Annotated in this window: 20 protein-coding genes; 9 read left to right on the top strand and 11 right to left on the bottom strand. The window is 45.3% G+C overall.

All coding sequences use genetic code 11. From position 1 onward, the window contains the following. Positions 1–8: 8 nt before the first annotated feature. The 3 genes from AACQ42_RS07760 to luxS all read left to right on the top strand — a co-directional run bounded on the left by AACQ42_RS07760 (position 9) and on the right by luxS (position 5,115). Positions 9–2,864: a M16 family metallopeptidase gene (locus AACQ42_RS07760; RefSeq protein ID WP_094165887.1), complete on the top strand. Its 2,856-nt coding sequence runs from the start codon at positions 9–11 to the stop codon at positions 2,862–2,864. 102 nt (positions 2,865–2,966) lie between these two features. Continuing rightward, positions 2,967–4,532 (top strand): glutamate--cysteine ligase, encoded by a 1,566-nt coding sequence (gene gshA, locus AACQ42_RS07755; protein ID WP_094165898.1) that lies wholly within the window; start codon positions 2,967–2,969, stop codon positions 4,530–4,532. Positions 4,533–4,596: 64 nt separating this feature from the next. Beyond that, positions 4,597–5,115: an S-ribosylhomocysteine lyase gene (luxS, locus tag AACQ42_RS07750; protein ID WP_010319518.1), complete on the top strand. Its 519-nt coding sequence runs from the start codon at positions 4,597–4,599 to the stop codon at positions 5,113–5,115. 83 nt (positions 5,116–5,198) lie between these two features. Here luxS and AACQ42_RS07745 read toward each other — a convergent pair whose 3' ends face one another. Together AACQ42_RS07745 and AACQ42_RS07740 are read right to left on the bottom strand one after the other, a co-directional pair. Next, positions 5,199–6,473: an HlyC/CorC family transporter gene (locus tag AACQ42_RS07745; RefSeq protein WP_017046996.1), complete on the bottom strand. Its 1,275-nt coding sequence runs from the start codon at positions 6,471–6,473 to the stop codon at positions 5,199–5,201. A gap of 84 nt (positions 6,474–6,557) precedes the next feature. Further along, positions 6,558–7,352 carry a cytochrome C assembly family protein gene (locus AACQ42_RS07740; RefSeq protein ID WP_026028540.1) on the bottom strand — a complete coding sequence of 265 codons (795 nt, stop codon included), beginning with the start codon at positions 7,350–7,352 and terminating at the stop codon, positions 6,558–6,560. Between the two features lie 306 nt (positions 7,353–7,658). Here AACQ42_RS07740 and ffh point away from each other — a divergent pair, with 306 nt between their 5' ends. The 5 genes from ffh (at position 7,659) to rplS (ending at position 11,257) form a co-directional block, all read left to right on the top strand. Beyond that, positions 7,659–9,041 (top strand): signal recognition particle protein, encoded by a 1,383-nt coding sequence (gene ffh, locus AACQ42_RS07735; protein WP_019281904.1) that lies wholly within the window; start codon positions 7,659–7,661, stop codon positions 9,039–9,041. Between the two features lie 214 nt (positions 9,042–9,255). Continuing rightward, on the top strand, positions 9,256–9,504 hold the full coding sequence (gene rpsP, locus AACQ42_RS07730) for a 30S ribosomal protein S16 (protein WP_010319522.1): 249 nt from the start codon (positions 9,256–9,258) through the stop codon (positions 9,502–9,504). A gap of 29 nt (positions 9,505–9,533) precedes the next feature. Beyond that, positions 9,534–10,088 carry a ribosome maturation factor RimM gene (gene rimM, locus AACQ42_RS07725; protein WP_013857691.1) on the top strand — a complete coding sequence of 185 codons (555 nt, stop codon included), beginning with the start codon at positions 9,534–9,536 and terminating at the stop codon, positions 10,086–10,088. A gap of 27 nt (positions 10,089–10,115) precedes the next feature. Continuing rightward, positions 10,116–10,862 (top strand): tRNA (guanosine(37)-N1)-methyltransferase TrmD, encoded by a 747-nt coding sequence (gene trmD / locus AACQ42_RS07720; RefSeq protein ID WP_010319524.1) that lies wholly within the window; start codon positions 10,116–10,118, stop codon positions 10,860–10,862. Positions 10,863–10,903: 41 nt separating this feature from the next. After that, positions 10,904–11,257: a 50S ribosomal protein L19 gene (rplS, locus tag AACQ42_RS07715; RefSeq protein WP_010319525.1), complete on the top strand. Its 354-nt coding sequence runs from the start codon at positions 10,904–10,906 to the stop codon at positions 11,255–11,257. A gap of 69 nt (positions 11,258–11,326) precedes the next feature. Here rplS and yacG read toward each other — a convergent pair whose 3' ends face one another. The 8 genes from yacG to nadC all read right to left on the bottom strand — a co-directional run bounded on the left by yacG (position 11,327) and on the right by nadC (position 18,413). Further along, the gene (yacG, locus tag AACQ42_RS07710; protein ID WP_010319526.1) at positions 11,327–11,524 is read right to left on the bottom strand and encodes a DNA gyrase inhibitor YacG; all 198 of its coding nucleotides are present in this window, start codon (positions 11,522–11,524) and stop codon (positions 11,327–11,329) included. 89 nt (positions 11,525–11,613) lie between these two features. Beyond that, positions 11,614–12,354, bottom strand: a complete 741-nt coding sequence (zapD, locus tag AACQ42_RS07705) for a cell division protein ZapD (RefSeq protein ID WP_013857689.1) — start codon at positions 12,352–12,354, stop codon at positions 11,614–11,616. A 32-nt stretch (positions 12,355–12,386) separates the two neighbouring features. Beyond that, the gene (gene coaE / locus AACQ42_RS07700) at positions 12,387–12,995 is read right to left on the bottom strand and encodes a dephospho-CoA kinase (RefSeq protein WP_013857688.1); all 609 of its coding nucleotides are present in this window, start codon (positions 12,993–12,995) and stop codon (positions 12,387–12,389) included. Next, entirely contained in the window at positions 12,986–13,867 is an 882-nt protein-coding gene (locus AACQ42_RS07695; protein WP_094165886.1) for a prepilin peptidase, read from the bottom strand. The genes coaE and AACQ42_RS07695 overlap by 10 nt, the downstream gene beginning before the upstream one ends. A 38-nt stretch (positions 13,868–13,905) precedes the next feature. Next, on the bottom strand, positions 13,906–15,132 hold the full coding sequence (locus tag AACQ42_RS07690) for a type II secretion system F family protein (RefSeq protein WP_047688859.1): 1,227 nt from the start codon (positions 15,130–15,132) through the stop codon (positions 13,906–13,908). 42 nt (positions 15,133–15,174) lie between these two features. Next, a complete protein-coding gene (gene pilB, locus AACQ42_RS07685) occupies positions 15,175–16,863 on the bottom strand; it encodes a type IV-A pilus assembly ATPase PilB (protein WP_094165885.1) in 1,689 nt (562 codons plus the stop codon). Further along, on the bottom strand, positions 16,863–17,267 hold the full coding sequence (locus AACQ42_RS07680; protein ID WP_176429689.1) for a pilin: 405 nt from the start codon (positions 17,265–17,267) through the stop codon (positions 16,863–16,865). The genes pilB and AACQ42_RS07680 overlap by 1 nt, the downstream gene beginning before the upstream one ends. Before the next feature lie 258 nt (positions 17,268–17,525). Then, positions 17,526–18,413 carry a carboxylating nicotinate-nucleotide diphosphorylase gene (nadC, locus tag AACQ42_RS07675; RefSeq protein WP_094165883.1) on the bottom strand — a complete coding sequence of 296 codons (888 nt, stop codon included), beginning with the start codon at positions 18,411–18,413 and terminating at the stop codon, positions 17,526–17,528. Between the two features lie 103 nt (positions 18,414–18,516). Here nadC and ampD point away from each other — a divergent pair, with 103 nt between their 5' ends. Further along, positions 18,517–19,089, top strand: coding sequence for a 1,6-anhydro-N-acetylmuramyl-L-alanine amidase AmpD (ampD, locus tag AACQ42_RS07670; RefSeq protein ID WP_094165882.1), 573 nt, complete (start codon positions 18,517–18,519; stop codon positions 19,087–19,089). A gap of 21 nt (positions 19,090–19,110) precedes the next feature. On the opposite strand, the gene fldB is transcribed toward ampD, so the two are convergent. Further along, positions 19,111–19,629 (bottom strand): flavodoxin FldB, encoded by a 519-nt coding sequence (fldB, locus tag AACQ42_RS07665; protein WP_013857680.1) that lies wholly within the window; start codon positions 19,627–19,629, stop codon positions 19,111–19,113. Between the last annotated feature and the right edge of the window lie 29 nt (positions 19,630–19,658).

Here is a 19,658-nt window from a genome sequence, read left to right as displayed (position 1 = left end):
GAGCTGTTATGAGAAAAATTTGGCTAGGTGCCCTTTCTCTTATTGCCATTTATGGCTGTTCATCAACGGTCGCACCTATCGCTTTTTTTTCATCATTACCGAAAGGGGTTACGCTGATTGAGCAAGTGGATGCTCAACCGGGAAAAGTGATGATCCCTTATGCAAAATATCAGCTCGATAATGGCCTTACTGTCGTGCTCTCACCGGATCACTCAGATCCTTTAGTGCATGTCGATGTCACTTATCATGTGGGTTCGGCACGTGAAGAGGTTGGAAAATCAGGGTTTGCTCATTTCTTTGAACACATGATGTTTCAAGGAACGGAGCACGTTGGCGATCAAGAACATTTTCGTTTGATCACCGAAGCGGGAGGAACCATGAATGGGAGTACCAACCGTGACCGTACTAATTATTACCAAACCGTGCCTTCAAATCAGCTAGAAAAGGTGTTGTGGCTCGAATCTGATCGGATGGGATTTTTGCTCAACGCGGTTTCTCAACGTAAATTTGAGATCCAACGTGACACAGTAAAAAATGAACGCGCACAAAACTACGACAACCGCCCCTATGGCTTGATGTGGGAAAAAATGGCGGAGGCGATGTATGCCGAAGGACACCCTTATTCATGGCAAACCATTGGTTATGTCGAAGATCTTGACCGAGTGGATGTCAATGATCTTAAAGCGTTTTTCTTACGTTGGTATGGGCCGAATAATGCGGTGCTGACCATTGGTGGCGATATTGATGTTCAGCAAACACTTGAATGGGTTAATCAATATTTTGGCACCATACCGGCAGGCCCAGCCGTTGATAACGCACCTAAACAGCCGGCCCAGTTGGCGCAAGATCGTTTCATTACCTTGGAAGATCGCATTCAGCAACCCATGGTTGTGGTGGGCTGGCCGACAGAATATAGCGGTGCTCAAAGTCAAGCCTCGCTAGATGCGCTTGCCAAAGTGCTAGGCAGCGGTACCAATAGTTATCTCTACCAAGCGTTGGTCAAAACTCAAAAAGCCGTCAATGCGGGTGCATTCCAAGATTGCGCCGAATTGGCTTGTACCTTCTATGTTTATGCCATGGCCCCTTCGGATGAAAAGGCTCAGCTTGCTCCTTTGTATCGAGAGTTAATGCAAACACTCAGTCAGTTTGAACAGCAAGGGGTAGATCAGAGTCGACTTGATCAAATTACCGGTATGGCGGAAGCGAATGCGGTCTTTGCGCTGCAAAGCGTATCTGGAAAAGTGACGCAGCTTGCGTCCAACGAAACGTTTTATGGGCAGCCTGATCGCCTCGAGCAACAATTAGCTCAGATTCATGCGGTCACCCCAGAGTCAATTCAACAGGCTTATCAGCGCTTCATTGCTCATCAACATAAGGTTACCTTAAGTGTTGTGCCTAAACATAAAGCCGATCTTGCCGTTCAAAAAGCCAATTTCGTACCCCCTAAAAGAGTGCTGCCCGAGCATCAAACGATAACCGAAGATCAATTGGCTTATCGCCAGGTTGAAGATCAATTTGATCGCTCAATCATGCCTTCTGTAGCAAAAGGTGTGAAAGCACAAATGCCGACACTGTATGAACTCTATTTTGATAACGGTATTGAGTTATTAGCCACACAAACCAGCGAAACGCCGACCGTGCTAATTAATATCAATTTACCAGCAGGAGAGCGACATGCCGCGCGTGGCAAAGAAGGGTTAGCTAATTTAACCGCGGCGCTACTTGAAGAAGGCTCAACTCGACGCTCAGTGGAAGCGATTCAAGCTCAACTCGACACGTTAGGTTCGACTATCAGTGTTACTGCCAATGAGTATTCGACCAGTATTATGGTCTCTAGTTTGAAGAAGAATGTTGCAGCAACATTGGATGTGGTTGAAGAAGTTTTATTTCATCCTGCTTTCAAAGAGAGTGATTTTACACGGCTGAAGCAGCAGATGCTGGAAGGGTTGGTTTATCAGCATCAAACACCGGGATGGCTTGCTTCACAAGCTACTCGTCAAGTACTGTTTGGCAACTCTATTTTTGCGCGTTCAAGTGAAGGCACTGAGCAATCACTAAACGATTTAACATTAGAAGATGTAAAACGCTTTTATGCGAAACATTACACGCCACATGGTACGCAAATCGTTGTCGTTGGCGACATTTCCAAAAAAGAGGTCGCTAAACAGTTAACCTTTTTAGGGCAGTGGCGCGGTGAAGCTTCTCCTTTGTTACGTCCCCAAGTGGTGAACTCACTGACAGAGCGGAAGATATATCTGGTTGATAAGCCTGATGCGCCGCAGAGCATCGTCCGTTTTGTGCGAAAAGGGTTGCCTTTCGATGCCACTGGCGAGCTTTTTCTCAGCCAACTGGCTAACTTCAATTTAGCGGGCAACTTTAACAGCCGCATTAATCAGAATTTGCGTGAAGATAAAGGCTACACCTATGGCGCTGGGAGTTATTTCGCGAGCAATCGAGAAGTGGGCGCTATTGTTTTCAATGCTCAAGTGCGTGCTGATGCCACCGTAGCTTCAATCGTTGAAATAGAAAAAGAGATGGCAACATTCAGTCAAAGTGGCTTAACCGACCAAGAGCTAAAATTTATGCGCCTTGCTGTCGGCCAACAAGATGCACTGACGTATGAAACACCATCACAAAAAGCGCAGTTGCTTAGTAATATTTTGACCTATAGTTTGGATGAAGATTACCTACAGCAACGAAATGAACTGGTAGAAAACGTAAAAAAATCAACGCTCAATAAACTCGCCGCTAAATGGTTTGAACCACAAGAGTATCAAATTATCGTAGTGGGTGATGCGAAAACGTTGAAGCCACAACTTGAAAAATTAGATATTCCCGTAGAAGAGCTTGAAATCATCCGCTAGAGTACACATTTATAGGGGGCAGATTGTTTGCCTCCATTCTACTCTCTTGCTGAGTTAGAGCCGCTTTCATTCGGATCATTCACCTATAAGCGAATCATTATTTTGACTAATTTTGCCGCACGACTTGAACAAGTCACTAAAAAATCAGAAGTGTTTAAGCAGTTTGGCCGAGGCGTTGAGCGTGAAACGTTACGCTATACCCCAGAAGGCTCGTTAGCTCTGACTCCTCATCCAGAAGCACTCGGCAGCGCATTAACCAACCGTTGGATCACCACTGATTTTGCGGAGTCATTGCTTGAATTTATTACACCAGTCTCTCATGACGTGCCGACTTTACTCTCACAACTGGCGGATATTCACCATTTTGCTCAAACCAAATTGGGTGACGAAAAGATGTGGCCGCTTTCTATGCCTTGTTATGTTGGCAGCGAAGATGATATCGAACTGGCGCAATATGGTTCATCGAATACGGGTAAAATGAAAACCCTTTATCGAGAAGGCTTAAAGCGTCGTTACGGCAGCTTAATGCAGATCATTTCTGGCGTACATTTCAATTTTTCATTTCCAGAATCATTTTGGGATGCCTTGCATGGCGAGCAAACTGAATCCCAGCGTACTGAGACAAAATCGGAAGCCTATTTTGGTGTGATTCGTAATTACTACCGTTTTGGCTGGCTTATTCCCTATTTCTTTGGCGCATCACCTGCGTTATGTTCATCGTTTGTGCGCGGACGTGAAAGCCATCTGCCATTTGAAAATATTGGTAAAACGCTTTATTTGCCTCATGCTACCTCGTTGCGCCTCAGTGATTTAGGTTATACCAATAGCGCGCAAAGTGGCTTGAAAATTGGTTTTAATAGCTTGGATCAATATCTAGAAGGGTTGAATCAGGCGATCCGCACTCCATCAAAAGAGTTTGCAGAACTAGGCGTGTATGTCGATGGTGAACATCGTCAGCTCAACAGCAATGTTTTGCAGATAGAAAACGAACTCTATGCACCGATCCGTCCTAAGCGTGTGGCCAAAAATGACGAAAAGCCGTCACAAGCGTTAGAGAGAGGCGGAGTCGAATACATCGAAGTGCGTTCGTTAGACGTAAACCCGTTTAGCCCGATTGGTATTACTGAAGATCAAGTGCGTTTTCTCGATCTGTTCCTCACTTGGACCGCTCTTTCAGATTCAGATCCGATGGACAATTGTGAGCTGGCATGTTGGCGAGATAACTGGAACAAAGTGATTTTAGAAGGTCGTAAACCGGGTTTAGAGTTACAAATTGGCTGTCGCGGAGAGAAACTGACGCTGCAAGCGTGGGCGCATAATGTATTCGATGACTTACGCAAAATAGCGCAAGTAATGGATAGCGCTTGTGGTGGCAATGCATACCAAGCCGTATGCGAGAAACTAAGCTCGTGGATTGATAATCCAGAATTAACCTTTTCCGCCCAACTACTTGAACAGACTAAACAGTTTGGAGGGCTCGGTAAGGTAGGTTGTGCATTAGGAGCCGAATACCGACAAGCCAACCTGGCACATCACTATCAAACTTATTCTGAGTCTGTGATGGAAGAGGAAGTGCTGCGTTCTCGAGCCGCTCAGCAACAGATAGAACAACACGATACTCAAAGTTTTGAAGAATTTCTTGAAAGCTATTTTTCGTACCTAAAATGATCTCTCGATCATAATCTAACATTGATAGGCAGAGCATCGCTCTTTGCCAAATAAGGAGAAAGCAATGCCATTACTCGACAGTTTTACTGTAGATCACACTCGTATGCATGCGCCTGCGGTACGTGTGGCAAAAAATATGCAGACGCCTAAAGGGGATACAATCACCGTATTTGATCTCCGTTTTACTGCTCCAAACAAAGATATTCTTTCAGAAAAAGGGATCCACACTTTAGAACATTTATATGCTGGCTTTATGCGCGCGCACTTAAATGGTCATGACGTAGAAATCATCGACATCTCACCTATGGGCTGCCGCACAGGTTTTTACATGAGTTTGATTGGCGCGCCAACAGAAGCGCAAGTGGCGCAAGCGTGGTTAGCGGCGATGCATGATGTGCTAAAAGTAGAGAGCCAAGATCAGATCCCTGAACTAAACGAATACCAATGTGGTACAGCCTCAATGCACTCGTTAACAGAAGCTAAAGAGATTGCTCAAGCGATTATCACGGCAGGTATTGCGGTGAATAAAAATGATGAGCTTGCTTTACCTGAGTCGATGCTCAAAGAGCTGAAAGTGGATTAAAGATCGCCAGATCTGGCCCTTTAAAAACAAAAAGCTTGGCAGTGACCAAGCTTTTTTTCTTTCTTTTATGCAGTGACTGGCGATTAATGTTTTTTGGTTTTGCGTGGAAAGACTTTAACCTGCTTAATGCGGTTTTCTTCTACATCCACAATCTCCATCGCATGACCAGAGACTTTGACACTTAAATGGCTACTTGGAATATCTTCAAGGTGCTCCAAAAGTAAACCGTTTAAGGTTCTTGGGCCCGTCGTTGGCAGTTTCCACTTCAGCCCTTTGTTAATGTCACGGATATTTGCGCTGCCATCAATCAAGAAGCTGCCATCACTTTGTGGTGTAATTTCATCGGCTAAGCTTGGTGCCATTGAGGTGGTGAATTCCCCCACAATCTCTTCGAGAATATCTTCAACAGTGATCAAGCCATTAATATCACCGTATTCATCAACGATCAGGCCAATCCGCTCTTTGTTGCGTTGGAATTTAAGTAATTGTACGTTGAGCGGTGTGCCTTCCGGGATGAAGTAGACTTCATCAGCGGCACGTAAAATCATCTCTTTATTGAACTCTTTTTTTTCCAACATCAAACGAGAAGCATCACGAAGGCGCAATATGCCCACCGCTTCATCAATTTTGTCTCGGTAAAGCACCACGCGTCCGTGTGGCGAGTGAGTTAACTGACGCACGATAGATTTCCAATCATCGTTAATATTGATACCAGTAATTTCGTTACGTGGGATCATGATGTCGTTCACCGTAACATGTTCGAGATCGAGAATGGAAAGCAGCATATCTTGGTGGCGACGAGGAATAAGGCCACCCGCTTCGTTGACGACGGTTCTCAACTCTTCAGAGCTTAGATGATCCTCCGCCCCATGCTTGGCCTTAAGGCCTAGTAAGCGGATGAAACCATTGGTGATGAAGTTAATGAACATCACCAATGGTGACAATATCTTCATTAAGAAGGTCAGTAAGATGCTGCTGGCGTAAGAGACGCGTTCAGGGTAAAGCGCTGCTAATGTTTTTGGCGTCACTTCAGCAAAAACCAGAACGACCAACGTCAGCGCACCAGTGGCAATGGCCACTCCTAGATCCCCATAAAGGCGCATACCAATAATAGTGGCAATTGCAGAAGCTAAAATATTGACTAGGTTGTTGCCAATGAGGATCAAACCAATGAGGCGATCTGGACGATCAAGCAGTTTTTCAACACGCTTTGCACCTTTGTGGCCGGTATTGGCCAAGTGCTTTAAGCGGTAGCGGTTCAAAGACATCATGCCGGTTTCTGAACCTGAAAAATAAGCCGAAATTACGATGAGACCCGCGAGTAGTGCAAACAATATACCCGTTGAAATGTCGTCCAAAACGTGGTGTTTCCTTATAAAATAGTGTGATTAAGTAATGATCTAATTAAATGAATGTGTCAATACGCTATCAAACGTGTTGAGTTAGCTCAAAATGATTTCTTTTACAAAACGGCTACCAAAGTAGGCCAGTGTGAGTAAGGTTGCACCAGCGACAGCAAACCAAGTCACTTTTCTACCGCGCCAACCTTTTCGGTAATGTCCCCACAACAATACAGAATAGACAACCCAAGCAATGAAAGACAAAATGCCTTTATGCGCTTTGCCTTGAGCAAACATATCACCGACAAAATCAAAACCAGTAATCAAGGTACCAGTAAGTAATACGTTACCTATCAAGATGATTTTAAACAGTTGCCTTTCTACCATCAGTAGTGGTGGTAAATTTGGGTTGATGGTTAGCATCTTCTTTTTCTTTAGCTTGTGGTCCAGCCAAGCCAATTGCAAAGCGTAGAGTGCGCCAATCGAAAGGGTTGAATACGAAAATAGTGCTAGAGAAATATGCAACAACAGTGGTGGATTGTTTTCTAAGTGAGTCATGAACATGCTGGGAAGAAATGAGGCGGCGCTGACGTTGATCGCGGCGAAGCTATACACCACCGGCAACAGAAACCACAAGCGCGTTTTTAACATCGCAATGCTCATCACCAGTGAGATGATAAAGCTGATCAATGATGCCACATTGAGCATGCTGAGGTTTTGCCCATTAGCGTTGAAGATTAAATCACTCAGTAACCACGCATGAAAAGCCAGCGCCAGTGCTGAACTGAACAATACTGTCTGCGCACGAATCCCAGTTTGATTAACTAAGCCTGGAATAATGGTCGCTATGGATAAAAAATACAAAATAGTGGCGACTATTGCGATTAAGTTTTCCATACTTCTTACAAAATGGTGGCTGAATTGGCGAATTATACCTTGCATCACGATAATGAGCTACGTTGGATACCGATTGATTTGACATATACCCACCTTAGTTGAGGTCATGGTGCAAATAATTAACAGGGTGAAGGCTTTTATTCGATAAATCGCAGAGATAACTCTTTTTGCCCCCCCCCTGTTTTGGGACCCAATGTTACGTTTACGGGTTTAAGTCGCTTATCGCGAAGCGTCAATGGGTATGACTATTAGATTGGCTAAGGTATACTGACCCCAATTAATCGCCGAACTAGCGAAGAGACAACGATGTTTGAAAATTTAACGGATCGACTATCCAAGACGCTGAAAAATATCAGCGGCAAAGGCCGTCTCACCGAAGACAATATTAAAGAAACCCTACGCGAAGTGCGCATGGCGCTGCTTGAAGCGGACGTTGCACTGCCTGTAGTGCGTGATTTTGTCGCGCGCGTTAAAGAGGGCGCCGTGGGTGTTGAGGTGTCTAAATCGCTGACACCGGGACAAGAGTTCATCAAGATTGTTCAAGCGCAGCTTGAAGCGGTAATGGGCGAATCAAACGAAGCGCTGAACCTTGCCGCCCAGCCGCCAGCAGTGATTTTAATGGCGGGTTTACAAGGCGCGGGTAAAACCACCAGTGTTGGTAAGCTTGCTAAGCTGCTTAAAGAACGCGATAAAAAGAAAGTACTGGTGGTTTCGGCTGACGTTTATCGCCCAGCGGCGATAAAACAGCTTGAAACGCTAGCTAACGATCTGGACGTTGAATTTTTTCCTTCTTCAGCCGACCAAAAACCGATTGATATCGCCAATGCGGCCATTGACCATGCGAAGAAGAAATTCTTCGATGTGCTGATTGTCGACACAGCAGGCCGTCTTGCTATTGATGAACTGATGATGGCAGAGATCCAAGATCTGCATGCGGCGATTAATCCGATTGAAACATTGTTCGTTGTGGATGCCATGACGGGGCAAGATGCCGCGAACACCGCAAAAGCCTTTGGTGATGCGCTGCCGTTAACGGGGGTTATCTTAACCAAAGTTGATGGTGATGCTCGAGGTGGTGCCGCACTTTCCGTTCGTCATATCACCGGTAAACCGATTAAATTCTTAGGGGTCGGTGAAAAAACTGACGCGCTCGAGCCTTTCCATCCTGATCGTATTGCATCACGCATATTGGGAATGGGCGATGTTCTCTCATTAATTGAAGATCTACAACGTAATGTTGATCACGAGCAAGCAGAACGCCTAGCTAAAAAATTCAAGGAAAAGAAAGGATTTGATTTAGAAGATTTCCGCGAACAGCTCGGGCAAATGCAGAATATGGGCGGCATGATGGGCATGCTCGATAAACTGCCTGGCATGGCAAACCTACCTGCCAACGTGAAAGATAAGGTCGATGATAAGATGTTCAAGCAGATGGAAGCGATCATCTGTTCGATGACCATGCACGAGCGTCAGCACCCAGACATGATAAAAGGTTCACGTAAAAAACGTATCGCGACAGGTTCTGGCACCCAAGTACAAGATGTTAACCGCTTACTGAAACAGTTCACCCAAATGCAGAAAATGATGAAAAAAATGCAGAAAGGGGGCATGAAAGGCATGATGCGTAATATGCAAGGCATGATGGGCGGAATGGGTGGCATGGGCGGCGGCGGTTTCTTTGGTCGTTAACCTAACTCATTGCGATGCTTAAAATTTACTAAAGCGTGATGTCCATCACTGCAAAAGCATAATGCTTCTGCTGGTGAAAAAATAGCTAAACCCCTTGCAAAGCCTCGGAATAAGAGTAAAATTCCGAGGCTTTATTTTGGCACGAGACCCCAGACTGTTTTTCGTAAATGGTTTTTGGGGTTAATTTTATTATTGAGAAAGCAAAGAGGACGACATGGTAACCATTCGTTTGGCACGTCACGGCGCTAAAAAGCGTCCATTTTATCAAATCGTAGTTGCGGATAGCCGTAACGCAGTAACTGGCCGTTTCATCGAGAAAGTAGGTTTCTTTAATCCTACGGCTACTGGCCAAGAAGAAGGCCTACGTGTTGATCTAGATCGCGTTAACCATTGGGTTGGTCAAGGCGCATCTCTATCTGATCGCGTAGCTAAGCTAGTAAAAGACGCTCAAAAAGCGGCTTAATTCTTACTTTTATAGAAGAACATTAGCTTATGTCGATGAAAGGTAAAGAAACAATGAGCAAAGAAAACGAAAAGATTGTTATGGGCAAGTTTGGTGCTACCTATGGCATTCGTGGCTGGCTCAAAGTTTTTTCCTACACAGACGAAGCTGAAAGTATTTTTGATTACAGCCCTTGGTTTATTAACCAAAAAGGCCAGTGGATCGAGTACAAAGTAGAGAGTTGGAAGCGCCATGGTAAGAGTATGGTGGTAAAACTTGAAGGTTTAGATGTTCGAGAAGACGCACATCTACTCACCAACTTTGAAATTGCTATTGATCCCGCATCATTACCAGAATTGTCAGCAGATGAATTCTACTGGCGTGAATTGTTCGGTATGCAAGTTATTACCACTAAGGGGTATAACCTTGGTGAGGTCACTGACCTATTAGAAACTGGCTCCAACGATGTTCTGGTTGTGAAAGCGAATTTGAAAGATGCTTTTGGCCAAAAGGAACGGTTGGTACCGTACCTTGAAGAGCAAGTGATCAAGAATGTTGATCGCGAAGCTCGACGGATCGAAGTTGACTGGGATCCGGCATTCTAACTCCAAAATTTCAGAGCGAGAGAACACATGTGGGTTGGCGTTATAAGCCTATTTCCTGAAATGTTCCGTTCTGTTACTGATTTTGGAGTAACAGGTCAAGCGGTTAAAAAAGGTTTGCTGTCTATTGAAGCTTGGAATCCTCGAGATTTCACTCATGACAAACATCGCACCGTCGATGACAGACCTTACGGTGGTGGTCCTGGAATGCTCATGATGGTTCAGCCTTTGCGCGATGCCATTCATGCAGCAAAACAAGCCGCACCGGGAAAGACGAAAGTCATTTACCTTTCTCCTCAAGGTCGAAAACTCGACCAAAAAGGAGTCGAAGAGCTTGCGACGAATGAGAACCTAGTTCTTATTTGTGGACGCTATGAAGGGGTAGATGAGCGTATCATCCAATCAGAAGTTGACGAAGAATGGTCGATTGGTGATTTTGTGATGACAGGCGGCGAACTGCCAGCCATGACGTTGATTGATTCTGTCTCTCGGTTTGTTCCGGGAGTATTAGGAGATTTCGCATCAGCAGAAGAGGATTCTTTTGCCAATGGCTTGCTAGATTGCCCGCACTATACGCGTCCTGAAGTGTTAGATGGAAAAGAAGTACCTGCGGTACTGAAATCCGGTAATCACGAGGATATTCGTCGCTGGCGACTGAAACAGTCGTTGGGCCGAACTTGGCATAGAAGGCCAGAGCTCCTGGAAAACCTAGCTCTGACTGACGAACAGGAACTATTACTGGTTGAGTTCATTAAAGAAACTCAAATACATCAGTAACCTATTTAATTTAGTATCAGTTTATTCTAGGAATTTTTAAAATGAGTAACATCATCAAGGCTCTTGAAGAAGAGCAAATGAAACAAGGCCTACCTAAATTCGCACCAGGTGACACTGTTGTTGTTCAAGTTAAGGTAAAAGAAGGTGATCGTGAGCGTCTACAGGCTTTTGAAGGCGTTGTAATCGCAATCCGTAACCGTGGCCTACACTCTGCATTCACTGTTCGTAAGATCTCTAACGGTGAAGGTGTTGAGCGTACGTTCCAAACTCACTCTCCAGTGGTTGATAGCATTGAAGTTAAACGCCGCGGTGCAGTACGTCGTGCCAAACTGTACTACCTACGTGAGCGTTCTGGTAAGTCAGCTCGTATCAAAGAGAAACTTGCTAAGAAGTAATGCTATAAACTAGCGTTCTCATAGTAATAAACAGGGGTCGAGTAATCGACCCCTGTTTTTATATGTACGCTAATATTGATCTTCTGACCAACCATCACTGTCTGACATATCCGGTGCACCGGGAATACTTTTTTCCTCATCGGCCCACTCGCCAAAATCGATCATCTGACACTGTTTGGAACAAAAAGGACGATAAGGGCTCTGTTCTCCCCATTCGACATCGGCTTTGCACTGCGGGCATTTTACAATGGTAATTTTCTTTGACATAACGGACTTCAAGTAACGATGGATAGGCGTAAGTGTATTACCTAACGCAATGGAAAGTAAGAGTCAGTCGGGAATTGAAGCGGAATTGATTAACAGCAGACGGCGAGATCAAACTCGATATCGCGCCCTGTTGCTTGGCCTGATTGGAATTCGATAAACTTAATCGCGAAGCGATTTTTATGTCCAGAGATCATGGGGTATACCCCATACTCAAGTGGGATCGACAAGCGCAATATATTAGCGTCTTCTGCATCGCTTTGATAAAAACCTAATCGTGCTAGGCGTGCTTTAAAATGGCCCGTTTCGCGGGTTAACTTCAACCAAAGTTGCAACGCATCTGATAACGGTCGCAGCGTTTCCATCCATTGGTGCGCATCTTGGGTCTTCTTTTCTATCGGAATGTGTAGCCAGTAGTGCAGGGCTGGCAGGTCAAAACAGCACGACCCGCCCGGTAAATTAAAACGTTGGCGAATCGTGCTTAAGAAACGATCTTCTTTGAGTGATTGACCAAAGCGTTCAGCGCTCATTAAATTACGATGGACCTCGTCGATCTCTTCAAGGAGCGATAGCAACATTTCTTGATCAACACCATCCACATTGAGCCAGCTACGGTAGTTCAAACGCTGTTTTTCAATATCTTTAGCCAACTCGCTTTTGAGTTGGATCTGTTCGAAGATTTCGAGTAAATCAAACAATGAACGAAAGAAGAGTTGGTGTTGAATACCGTCACGAAACTGAGCGGAATGCATCAACTGGTTAAGCAGCGCTTCGACTCTTAAATAGATACGAGTTTTTTCGTTCAGTGGGTGTTCAAACTTATGCGTGGTCATCTAGCTAGCCTTAGGTCCGGTCTGGGTTATTCTTACAGACTTAGGCTGCATATGGCTAGATACTTTTTGTGTAATTCTGTGATTTGAGGCAAAAGTTTTTGGTTTTCTGCGCTATTTTTAATCACATCGTCAGCGTATTGCAATCTTTGCTCACGGCTCGCTTGAGCGGCTAAGATCGAACGGACTTGTTGCTCTGATACCTTGTCTCTTGCCATAGTGCGAGCGATTTGGGTTTTTAGATCAACATCAACCACTAAGATGCGATCGACTAAGGTTTGTAGGTTATTTTCTATCAATAATGGCACAACCAATAAAGCATAAGGCGAGGTGGTTTTTGCTAAATCAGCAATCATTTTTGCACGGATCATTGGGTGAAGAAGCTGATTAAGCCAAGCCTTTTCTTGCTCATCAGCAAAGATCTTTTCTCTTAACGCGGTGCGATCTAATTGTCCATCGGGCTTTAATATGGTGAGGCCAAAGTGCGCGCAAATCGCCGTTAATCCTTCACTACCTGGTTCGACGACTTCTCGAGCGATGATGTCAGCATCCACGACATCAATCGAGAAATGCTGCTGAAATAAATGAGCAACGGTGCTTTTTCCGCTGGCAATCCCGCCGGTTAAACCCACCACTAACCCCATGACGATAACCCCATAATTGAACCTAAATACCAACTCATAATATCGTTACCCCACAACAAGGTTAGCCAGCCAGCAATGGCGAGATAGGGGCCAAAAGGAAAGGCTTTGTCGATCCCTTTTTTTTGCAAGCGCAATTGAATTAGGCCCAAGATAATGCCAACCACAGATGACATGAGGATGATGATGGGCAGATATTGCCAGCCCAACCAAGCGCCGAGAGCAGCCAGCAGTTTGAAATCGCCATAACCCATTCCTTCTTTGCCTGTGACGAGTTTAAACAGCCAATAGACCGACCATAAGCTTAGATAGCCAGCAATGGCGCCGATCACCGCATCTTGCAAATTGACAGGGCTAATGTGCATCAATGATAAGCTGAGGCCCGCCCACAGTAGTGGCAGTGTCAGCTTGTCGGGTAACAGCATGGTATCGAAATCGATAAACGTCGCCGCGATGAGCACAAAAGTGAAAAACAATAGCGCTAGTGAAAAATAACTAAAACCGAAGTGGCTAGCCACGACAAAGCTCATACTGGCGGTGAGCAGTTCAATCAAAGGATAGCGTGCACTGATCGGGCCTTGGCAGCGGGAACATTTCCCTTTTAAAAAGAGCCAACTGAGTAGCGGAATATTGTCAATAATACGGATTGGCGTATCACAGTGTGGGCAGCTAGAACGAGGGACACTGAGCGTGAGTTGCCCTTCCGGTGGCGCAATGTGATATTCGGGAAAGCAGTCAGCGCACTCTTGTCGCCATTCTCGCTCCATGATTTTGGGTAGACGATAAATGACCACATTGAGAAAACTCCCCACGATTAAGCCAAACAACGCTGCAAAAAGTGGAAAGAGCCAAGGGTAATAAATAAAAACTTCCATGCACAGACTCGATAATTAAAAGATTAGCAGTGCTAATACTATCCTAATACACTCATTAAGTTAAAGATGGGCAAGTACATTGCCACCACTAAACCGCCGACCACCGTACCCAAAAAGACAATGATCAATGGTTCGAGAATTTTGCCTAAGTTATCGACGGTATTATCGACTTCAAATTCGTAAATGGTGGCGACTTTATTGAGCATGTCATCCAATCGGCCTGATTCTTCACCAATCATCACCATTTGCAGCACCATTTCGGGAAAGGCTTCGGTATTACGCATCGCAATATACATTGGCATGCCAGCTGCCGTATCACGATAGACCTCATTAATCGCCGTCTCAAAATGGACATTGCCAGCGGTTTTGGCGGTGGTTTTTAAGCTGGCTAAAATCGGAATGCCTGCACTAAAACTGGTGGCGAGTGTGCGACTGAATTTAGCAATAGAGGCTTTGCCTATCACCCCGCCAAGAATGGGAAACTTTAATCCTAATCGGCTGGTTTTTAAGCGTATTAAAAAAGATTTTTGGCGTACTGCTTTCACGGCAATTGTGGTGAGGATTATGATGATGAGTACCCACAAACTGTAACTTTGCACCCAATGAGAGAGTTTCAATACTTGCTGTGTAAACCAAGGTAATTCGGCTCCGAATCCTTTGAACATGCTTTCAAACTCAGGGATCACCATAGTAAGCATTAAGTAAGAAACACCTAACGCGACCAACACCACCATGGTTGGGTAGATGAGTGCTTTAATGACTTTAGCGCGCAGTTGTTCACTTTTTTCTCGATAAGTCGCTAGCCGCTCAAACACTTCAGCCAAGTTACCTGACTGTTCGCCTGTGTGAATGAGATCAACATACAAGGTATCGAAATGGGTGCTGGCGGTACGCATCGCTTTGGAAATTGGCGTTCCGGCTTCAACCCCTTTGGTGACTTGCGACAAAATGGATTTCATTTCGGCTTTGCGATGGTTATCTCCGACCAGTTTTAAGGCTTGCACGATGGGCACGCCCGTGGTCAGCATGGTCGCCAATTGGCGTGTCAGAATGGTGATGTCTCTGGCCTTCACGCGATGAGTCAAGCGGGTGATAAAAGAGACGCCCCCTTTTTTGATTTTTTTGATTTGAATGTGCTGTTCTTTAAGTTTGTCACGCACTTCCAGTTCGGTTAAAGCGAGAGTTTGGCCAGATACTTTTTTGCCCGAACTATTGATGCCTTTCCAACGATAATTTTTGAGTTCTGATTTGATTTTTGTGTTCATACAATAGAGTCACTCAATGGCTAGCTAAGAGGGATCAAAGCGTTAGAAATAGAGCACGCGTTGCAGCTCTTTGAAGCTGGTTACGCCGTTTTTGAGCTTTTCAATGCCTGATTCTTGTAGTGTCTGCATTCCGTTGGCTTTCGCGATCTGTTTTATTTGATGAATGCTTGCTTTTTGCATAATCGCTTCGGCCAGCTGTGGGTTAAACGCCATCACTTCATAAATGCCGACTCGACCTGAATAGCCCCCTGTGCATTCGTTGCAACCATGCGGGTTCGCTTCATAAATGGTTTCTGTCGCTAGCAGCTGAAAATGTTGCTGCAACTGCATTGAGGGCACGACGGCAATTTTGCAGTGCCGACAAAGGCGACGAGCTAAACGCTGGGCAATAATTAAACTGAGTGAAGAGGCTAAGTTAAACGCTTCAATTCCCATATTACTCAAGCGAATTACCGTTTCGGCGGCGGAGTTAGTATGCAAGGTAGAAAGAACTAAATGCCCGGTTTGTGCCGCTTTCACGGCGATTTCGGCAGTTTCTAAATCGCGGATTTCGCCAACCATTACAATGTCGGGATCTTGCCGTAAGAAGGAGCGTAATGCTTGCGCAAAGCCAAAGCCAATTTTTGGCTGCACTTGAACTTGGTTGATACCGGATAAGTTAATTTCAACCGGATCTTCAGCGGTGGAAATGTTCACTTCAGCAGTATTTAAAGTGCGTAGCCCCGTATAGAGCGAGACGGTTTTTCCGCTACCCGTCGGGCCCGTCATTAAAATCATCCCTTGTGGTTTTTTCAGCGCAGCTAAGTAGAGTTGTTTTTGCTGGTCGTTATAACCCAACTTGTCGATATCTAAGTTAGCAGCACTGCTATCAAGTAGGCGCAGTACGATTTTTTCACCCCATAAAGTAGGGAGGCTGGAAACGCGCATATCGATGGCGGTGTCTTGATTCAACCGCAGTTTAATTCGTCCATCTTGTGGTAAGCGCCGCTCGGCAATATCGAGTTTGGATAAAATTTTAAGCCGCGCGGCAAGCCGGCGACTTAAGTTGCTTGAGGGACGCTGCGTTTCCACCAAAATACCATCACAGCGCAATCGTACTCGGTAAAGCGCTTCGTACGGTTCGAAATGGATATCGGATGCGCCTTTTCGCACCGCATCAAGCAGGATTTGGTTAATAAAGCGACTGACTGGGGCGTCATCTTGGCTGAGGTCTTCAATCGATTGAATCTCATCATCAGAGAGCTTAACTAAGTTCGCCAGTTCATCTTGGCTGATCTCTTTCCCTGAAGAAGAGGATCCTTGAATTGTTCGGCCATACAAGCGCCGGATGGCTGCTTGCAGCGCTTTGTAGTCGGCTAAAACCAGTTCGACTTGTAAGCCTGTCGCAAAGCGAAAATCATCTTCCACTTGTAAATGGGTCGGGTCGGAAACCGCGATGGTCAGGGTTTGGCCATTATGGGCAATCGGCAGTGCTTGGTAACGGGTGATGAGATCACGCAAACCAAGCTGTTGGCAGAGCTGCGGGTAGTCGTAGCGGGTTAAGTCGGTGTCCGGTAGGCCAAAAAGGGTACTTAACTGCTCAGTCAGATCATGAGGATGGAAAAAATCCAAAGCGAGCAAAGCTTCTGGCACACTCGCACCAGACGCTTTGATATGTTCAATAACTGCGTGTTCTTGCGTCGGGCTCAATATCTGGGCCTGACGCAGAATCGCAGGTAGGTTGGTTAGCATTAGTTGCAGTTGTCTAAAACCGCAGTACCATCATTACATTCCCAACCTGAAGTGGTTTTAGTCAAAGTAATAGTATCACCAGTGAGAGAACCTTTGTTAAAGGTAAAAGTCAATACAGCAGCGCTTACACCGCTACCAGTTGTAGTAATAGAGCCTAGCGCATGTGAGGCTGAACCGCCTAAATCGGTAACGGTACCAGTAAGTGCTCCATCTTGCTGGAGTTTTAATTCTGCTGGAGTAACCAGCGCTCTCAAACTTCCTAATGCAGTAGCCGCTTCACTTTTAGCTACATAATTTTGATAAGCAGGAACGGCAATCGCAGAGAGTACGCCAATAATTGCCACCACAATCATCAATTCAATTAAGGTAAAACCACTTTGTTTCGTTTTCTTATTTGTGTTCATTATTTGATTTGCTCCGTTTGAACGCATAAGGATGGGCAGAGCATAAGAAGCTTGTGGGTTGGTGGGAATGAGATAAAGAGCAGTGCGCGAGCGATTTGGATTTTTTACCTGTTTAGTTGCATATATCAATCACTGAAATACGACTGACTTAAAAATGCCGTCTTGATTTTGATACGCAAGCAATAAAAAAGGAAGCTCGTCCGGCTTCCTTAACTATTTGAAATTTTTGATCTTTATTCCAATAATTGATGTAATTAATTACTGAAAGCGCATTGAGAGATCGAGTGCTTTAATGTGCTTAGTCAGCGCGCCGACTGAGATGTAATCGACACCGGTTCGCGCGTAATCGCCAATGGTTTCTAATGTGACGTTACCAGAATTTTCTAAAGCCGCGCGGCCTGCGTTAATTGCTACCGCTTCGTGCATCATCTCAATGCTAAAATTATCCAGCATAATGATGTCAGCGCCCGCTTGAATCGCCTCTTCTAACTCTTGCAAGCTTTCGGTTTCGACTTCGACGGGTTTACCGGGGTTGAGCTGTTTAGCGGTGCTGATGGCTTGGGTAATACCGCCACAAGCAATGATATGATTTTCTTTAATTAAATAAGCATCAAACACGCCAATACGATGGTTAAAGCCGCCGCCACACGCGACAGCATATTTCAGTGCGCTGCGCAGGCCAGGGATAGTTTTGCGTGTATCAAGTAGTCGGCATTCGGTGCCTTCTAGCTGTTTGGCATACTGAGCAGTAATGCTGGCGCAACCTGACAAGGTTTGAATGAAGTTCATCGCATTGCGTTCACCAGTCAGCAGCGCGCGAGCTGGACCTTCAAGAGTGCACAAAACTTGGTTTGGCTTAACTTGATCACCATCTTGGACATGCCAGTCAATTTTCACTTCACCACCAAGTTGTTTGAAGACTTCCTCTGCCCATGCTTGGCCACAAAGTACGCCATGTTCACGGGTGATGAGAGTCGCAGTATTGCGCGCATCCGCTGGAATAAGGTTTGCGGTGATATCAGCAGTCGCATCCAAGCTGCCACCGAGATCTTCTCTGAGTGCATCGCTAACGGCACGAGTAATTTCCAATGGGAGTTGCTGTTTCAGATAATCAAGGCGTTGTTGGCTGTTGTGTGTATTTTTCATCGCAAATCTAATATGGTGTTGAACAGAGTGAGAATGATACGCTGAGTTTTACTCAAATTCAGCCACTAATCTCGCATTTCCTCTGGCTAAGGTTCATTTTTGTTTGAGTGTAAGGGGTCAACTGATGATCGATAAAAAGGGTTGGTATCAAAGCGCACGTCGAGTGCCATCGCCGTTTTATGATCAGCGAAGCGATGCGCAAGATATTTCATTGCTGGTGGTACATAATATCAGCTTGCCTCCGGGCCGGTTCGGCGGCCCATATATTGAGCAGTTTTTCACTGGCACGCTTGACCCGAATCAACACCCTTTTTTTCAAACCATCCACCAGATGCGCGTCTCGGCTCACTGCCTCATTCGGCGAGAGGGAGAAGTAGTGCAATTTGTGCCATTTAATGCCAGAGCTTGGCATGCTGGCCAGTCAAGCTTCGCTGGCCGTGCAAAATGTAATGATTATTCGATAGGGATTGAATTGGAAGGGAGCGATGAGACGGCTTATACACCTGCGCAATATCAAGCCTTAGCGACTTTGACGTGTGCATTGCAGCGGCGTTATCCGCTCATCACCAATCAACGCATCACCGGGCACCAATACATTGCGCCATTACGCAAAACTGACCCCGGTTTGGTATTTGATTGGCGGTGCTATCGAGCCTTGTTGGCAACAAATGACTAACAACAAATAGCGAACAACGAATTAAATCGAATCGTGATATTCCACTAAAATTTGCTCAACCCAGCATTGAATGCGTTCGTCGCTTTGCTCGTATTGCGAATCTTCATCGAGTGCCAGACCAACAAAGTGGCGGCCATCTTTCGTTAGGGCTTTTGACGCTTCAAAATGGTAGCCTTGGTTGGGCCAGTAGCCAATCAATTGAGCACCAATTTGTTTTAGCTCATCATGCAGCATCCCCATCGCATCGAGGTACCATTCGCCATAACCTTCTTGATCGCCTAAGCCGAATAATGCGACGTACTTGCCGTTTAGCGACACGCCACCGATTTGATCCCATATTGCGCTCCAATCTTCTTGGATTTCGCCAAAGTCCCAAGTTGAGATGCCCAGTATTAAAAGATCATAGTTGCTCATCAAAGAGAGTGGCGTTTCTTTCACATTGTGAATCTCCACCAAATCCTCACCGATGAGCGCACGGATCTTCTCTGCTGCCATTTCGGTATAACAAGTTGTTGAGCCGTAAAAAAGACCGATCTTCATAATTTTGTGTTCGTTTTAAATCAAGAATA

The organism is Vibrio sp. V12_P9A6T4 (genome assembly GCF_963874835.1).
Lineage (GTDB): Bacteria > Pseudomonadota > Gammaproteobacteria > Enterobacterales > Vibrionaceae > Vibrio > Vibrio anguillarum.
The sequence above is the reverse complement of the archived record's forward strand: the minus strand, read 5'-3'. Positions and strand labels throughout refer to the sequence as shown.

Coding starts and splice junctions, on each gene's coding strand:
- AACQ42_RS07760 (WP_094165887.1), top strand. CDS start 9: ATGAGAAAAATTTGGCTAGGTGCCCTTTCTCTTATTGCCATTTATGGC.
- luxS (WP_010319518.1), top strand. CDS start 4,597: ATGCCATTACTCGACAGTTTTACTGTAGATCACACTCGTATGCATGCG.
- AACQ42_RS07740 (WP_026028540.1), bottom strand. CDS start 7,352: ATGGAAAACTTAATCGCAATAGTCGCCACTATTTTGTATTTTTTATCC.
- ffh (WP_019281904.1), top strand. CDS start 7,659: ATGTTTGAAAATTTAACGGATCGACTATCCAAGACGCTGAAAAATATC.
- rpsP (WP_010319522.1), top strand. CDS start 9,256: ATGGTAACCATTCGTTTGGCACGTCACGGCGCTAAAAAGCGTCCATTT.
- rimM (WP_013857691.1), top strand. CDS start 9,534: ATGTCGATGAAAGGTAAAGAAACAATGAGCAAAGAAAACGAAAAGATT.
- trmD (WP_010319524.1), top strand. CDS start 10,116: ATGTGGGTTGGCGTTATAAGCCTATTTCCTGAAATGTTCCGTTCTGTT.
- rplS (WP_010319525.1), top strand. CDS start 10,904: ATGAGTAACATCATCAAGGCTCTTGAAGAAGAGCAAATGAAACAAGGC.
- yacG (WP_010319526.1), bottom strand. CDS start 11,524: ATGTCAAAGAAAATTACCATTGTAAAATGCCCGCAGTGCAAAGCCGAT.
- zapD (WP_013857689.1), bottom strand. CDS start 12,354: ATGACCACGCATAAGTTTGAACACCCACTGAACGAAAAAACTCGTATC.
- coaE (WP_013857688.1), bottom strand. CDS start 12,995: ATGGGGTTAGTGGTGGGTTTAACCGGCGGGATTGCCAGCGGAAAAAGC.
- AACQ42_RS07695 (WP_094165886.1), bottom strand. CDS start 13,867: ATGGAAGTTTTTATTTATTACCCTTGGCTCTTTCCACTTTTTGCAGCG.
- AACQ42_RS07690 (WP_047688859.1), bottom strand. CDS start 15,132: ATGAACACAAAAATCAAATCAGAACTCAAAAATTATCGTTGGAAAGGC.
- pilB (WP_094165885.1), bottom strand. CDS start 16,863: ATGCTAACCAACCTACCTGCGATTCTGCGTCAGGCCCAGATATTGAGC.
- AACQ42_RS07680 (WP_176429689.1), bottom strand. CDS start 17,267: ATGAACACAAATAAGAAAACGAAACAAAGTGGTTTTACCTTAATTGAA.
- nadC (WP_094165883.1), bottom strand. CDS start 18,413: ATGAAAAATACACACAACAGCCAACAACGCCTTGATTATCTGAAACAG.
- fldB (WP_013857680.1), bottom strand. CDS start 19,629: ATGAAGATCGGTCTTTTTTACGGCTCAACAACTTGTTATACCGAAATG.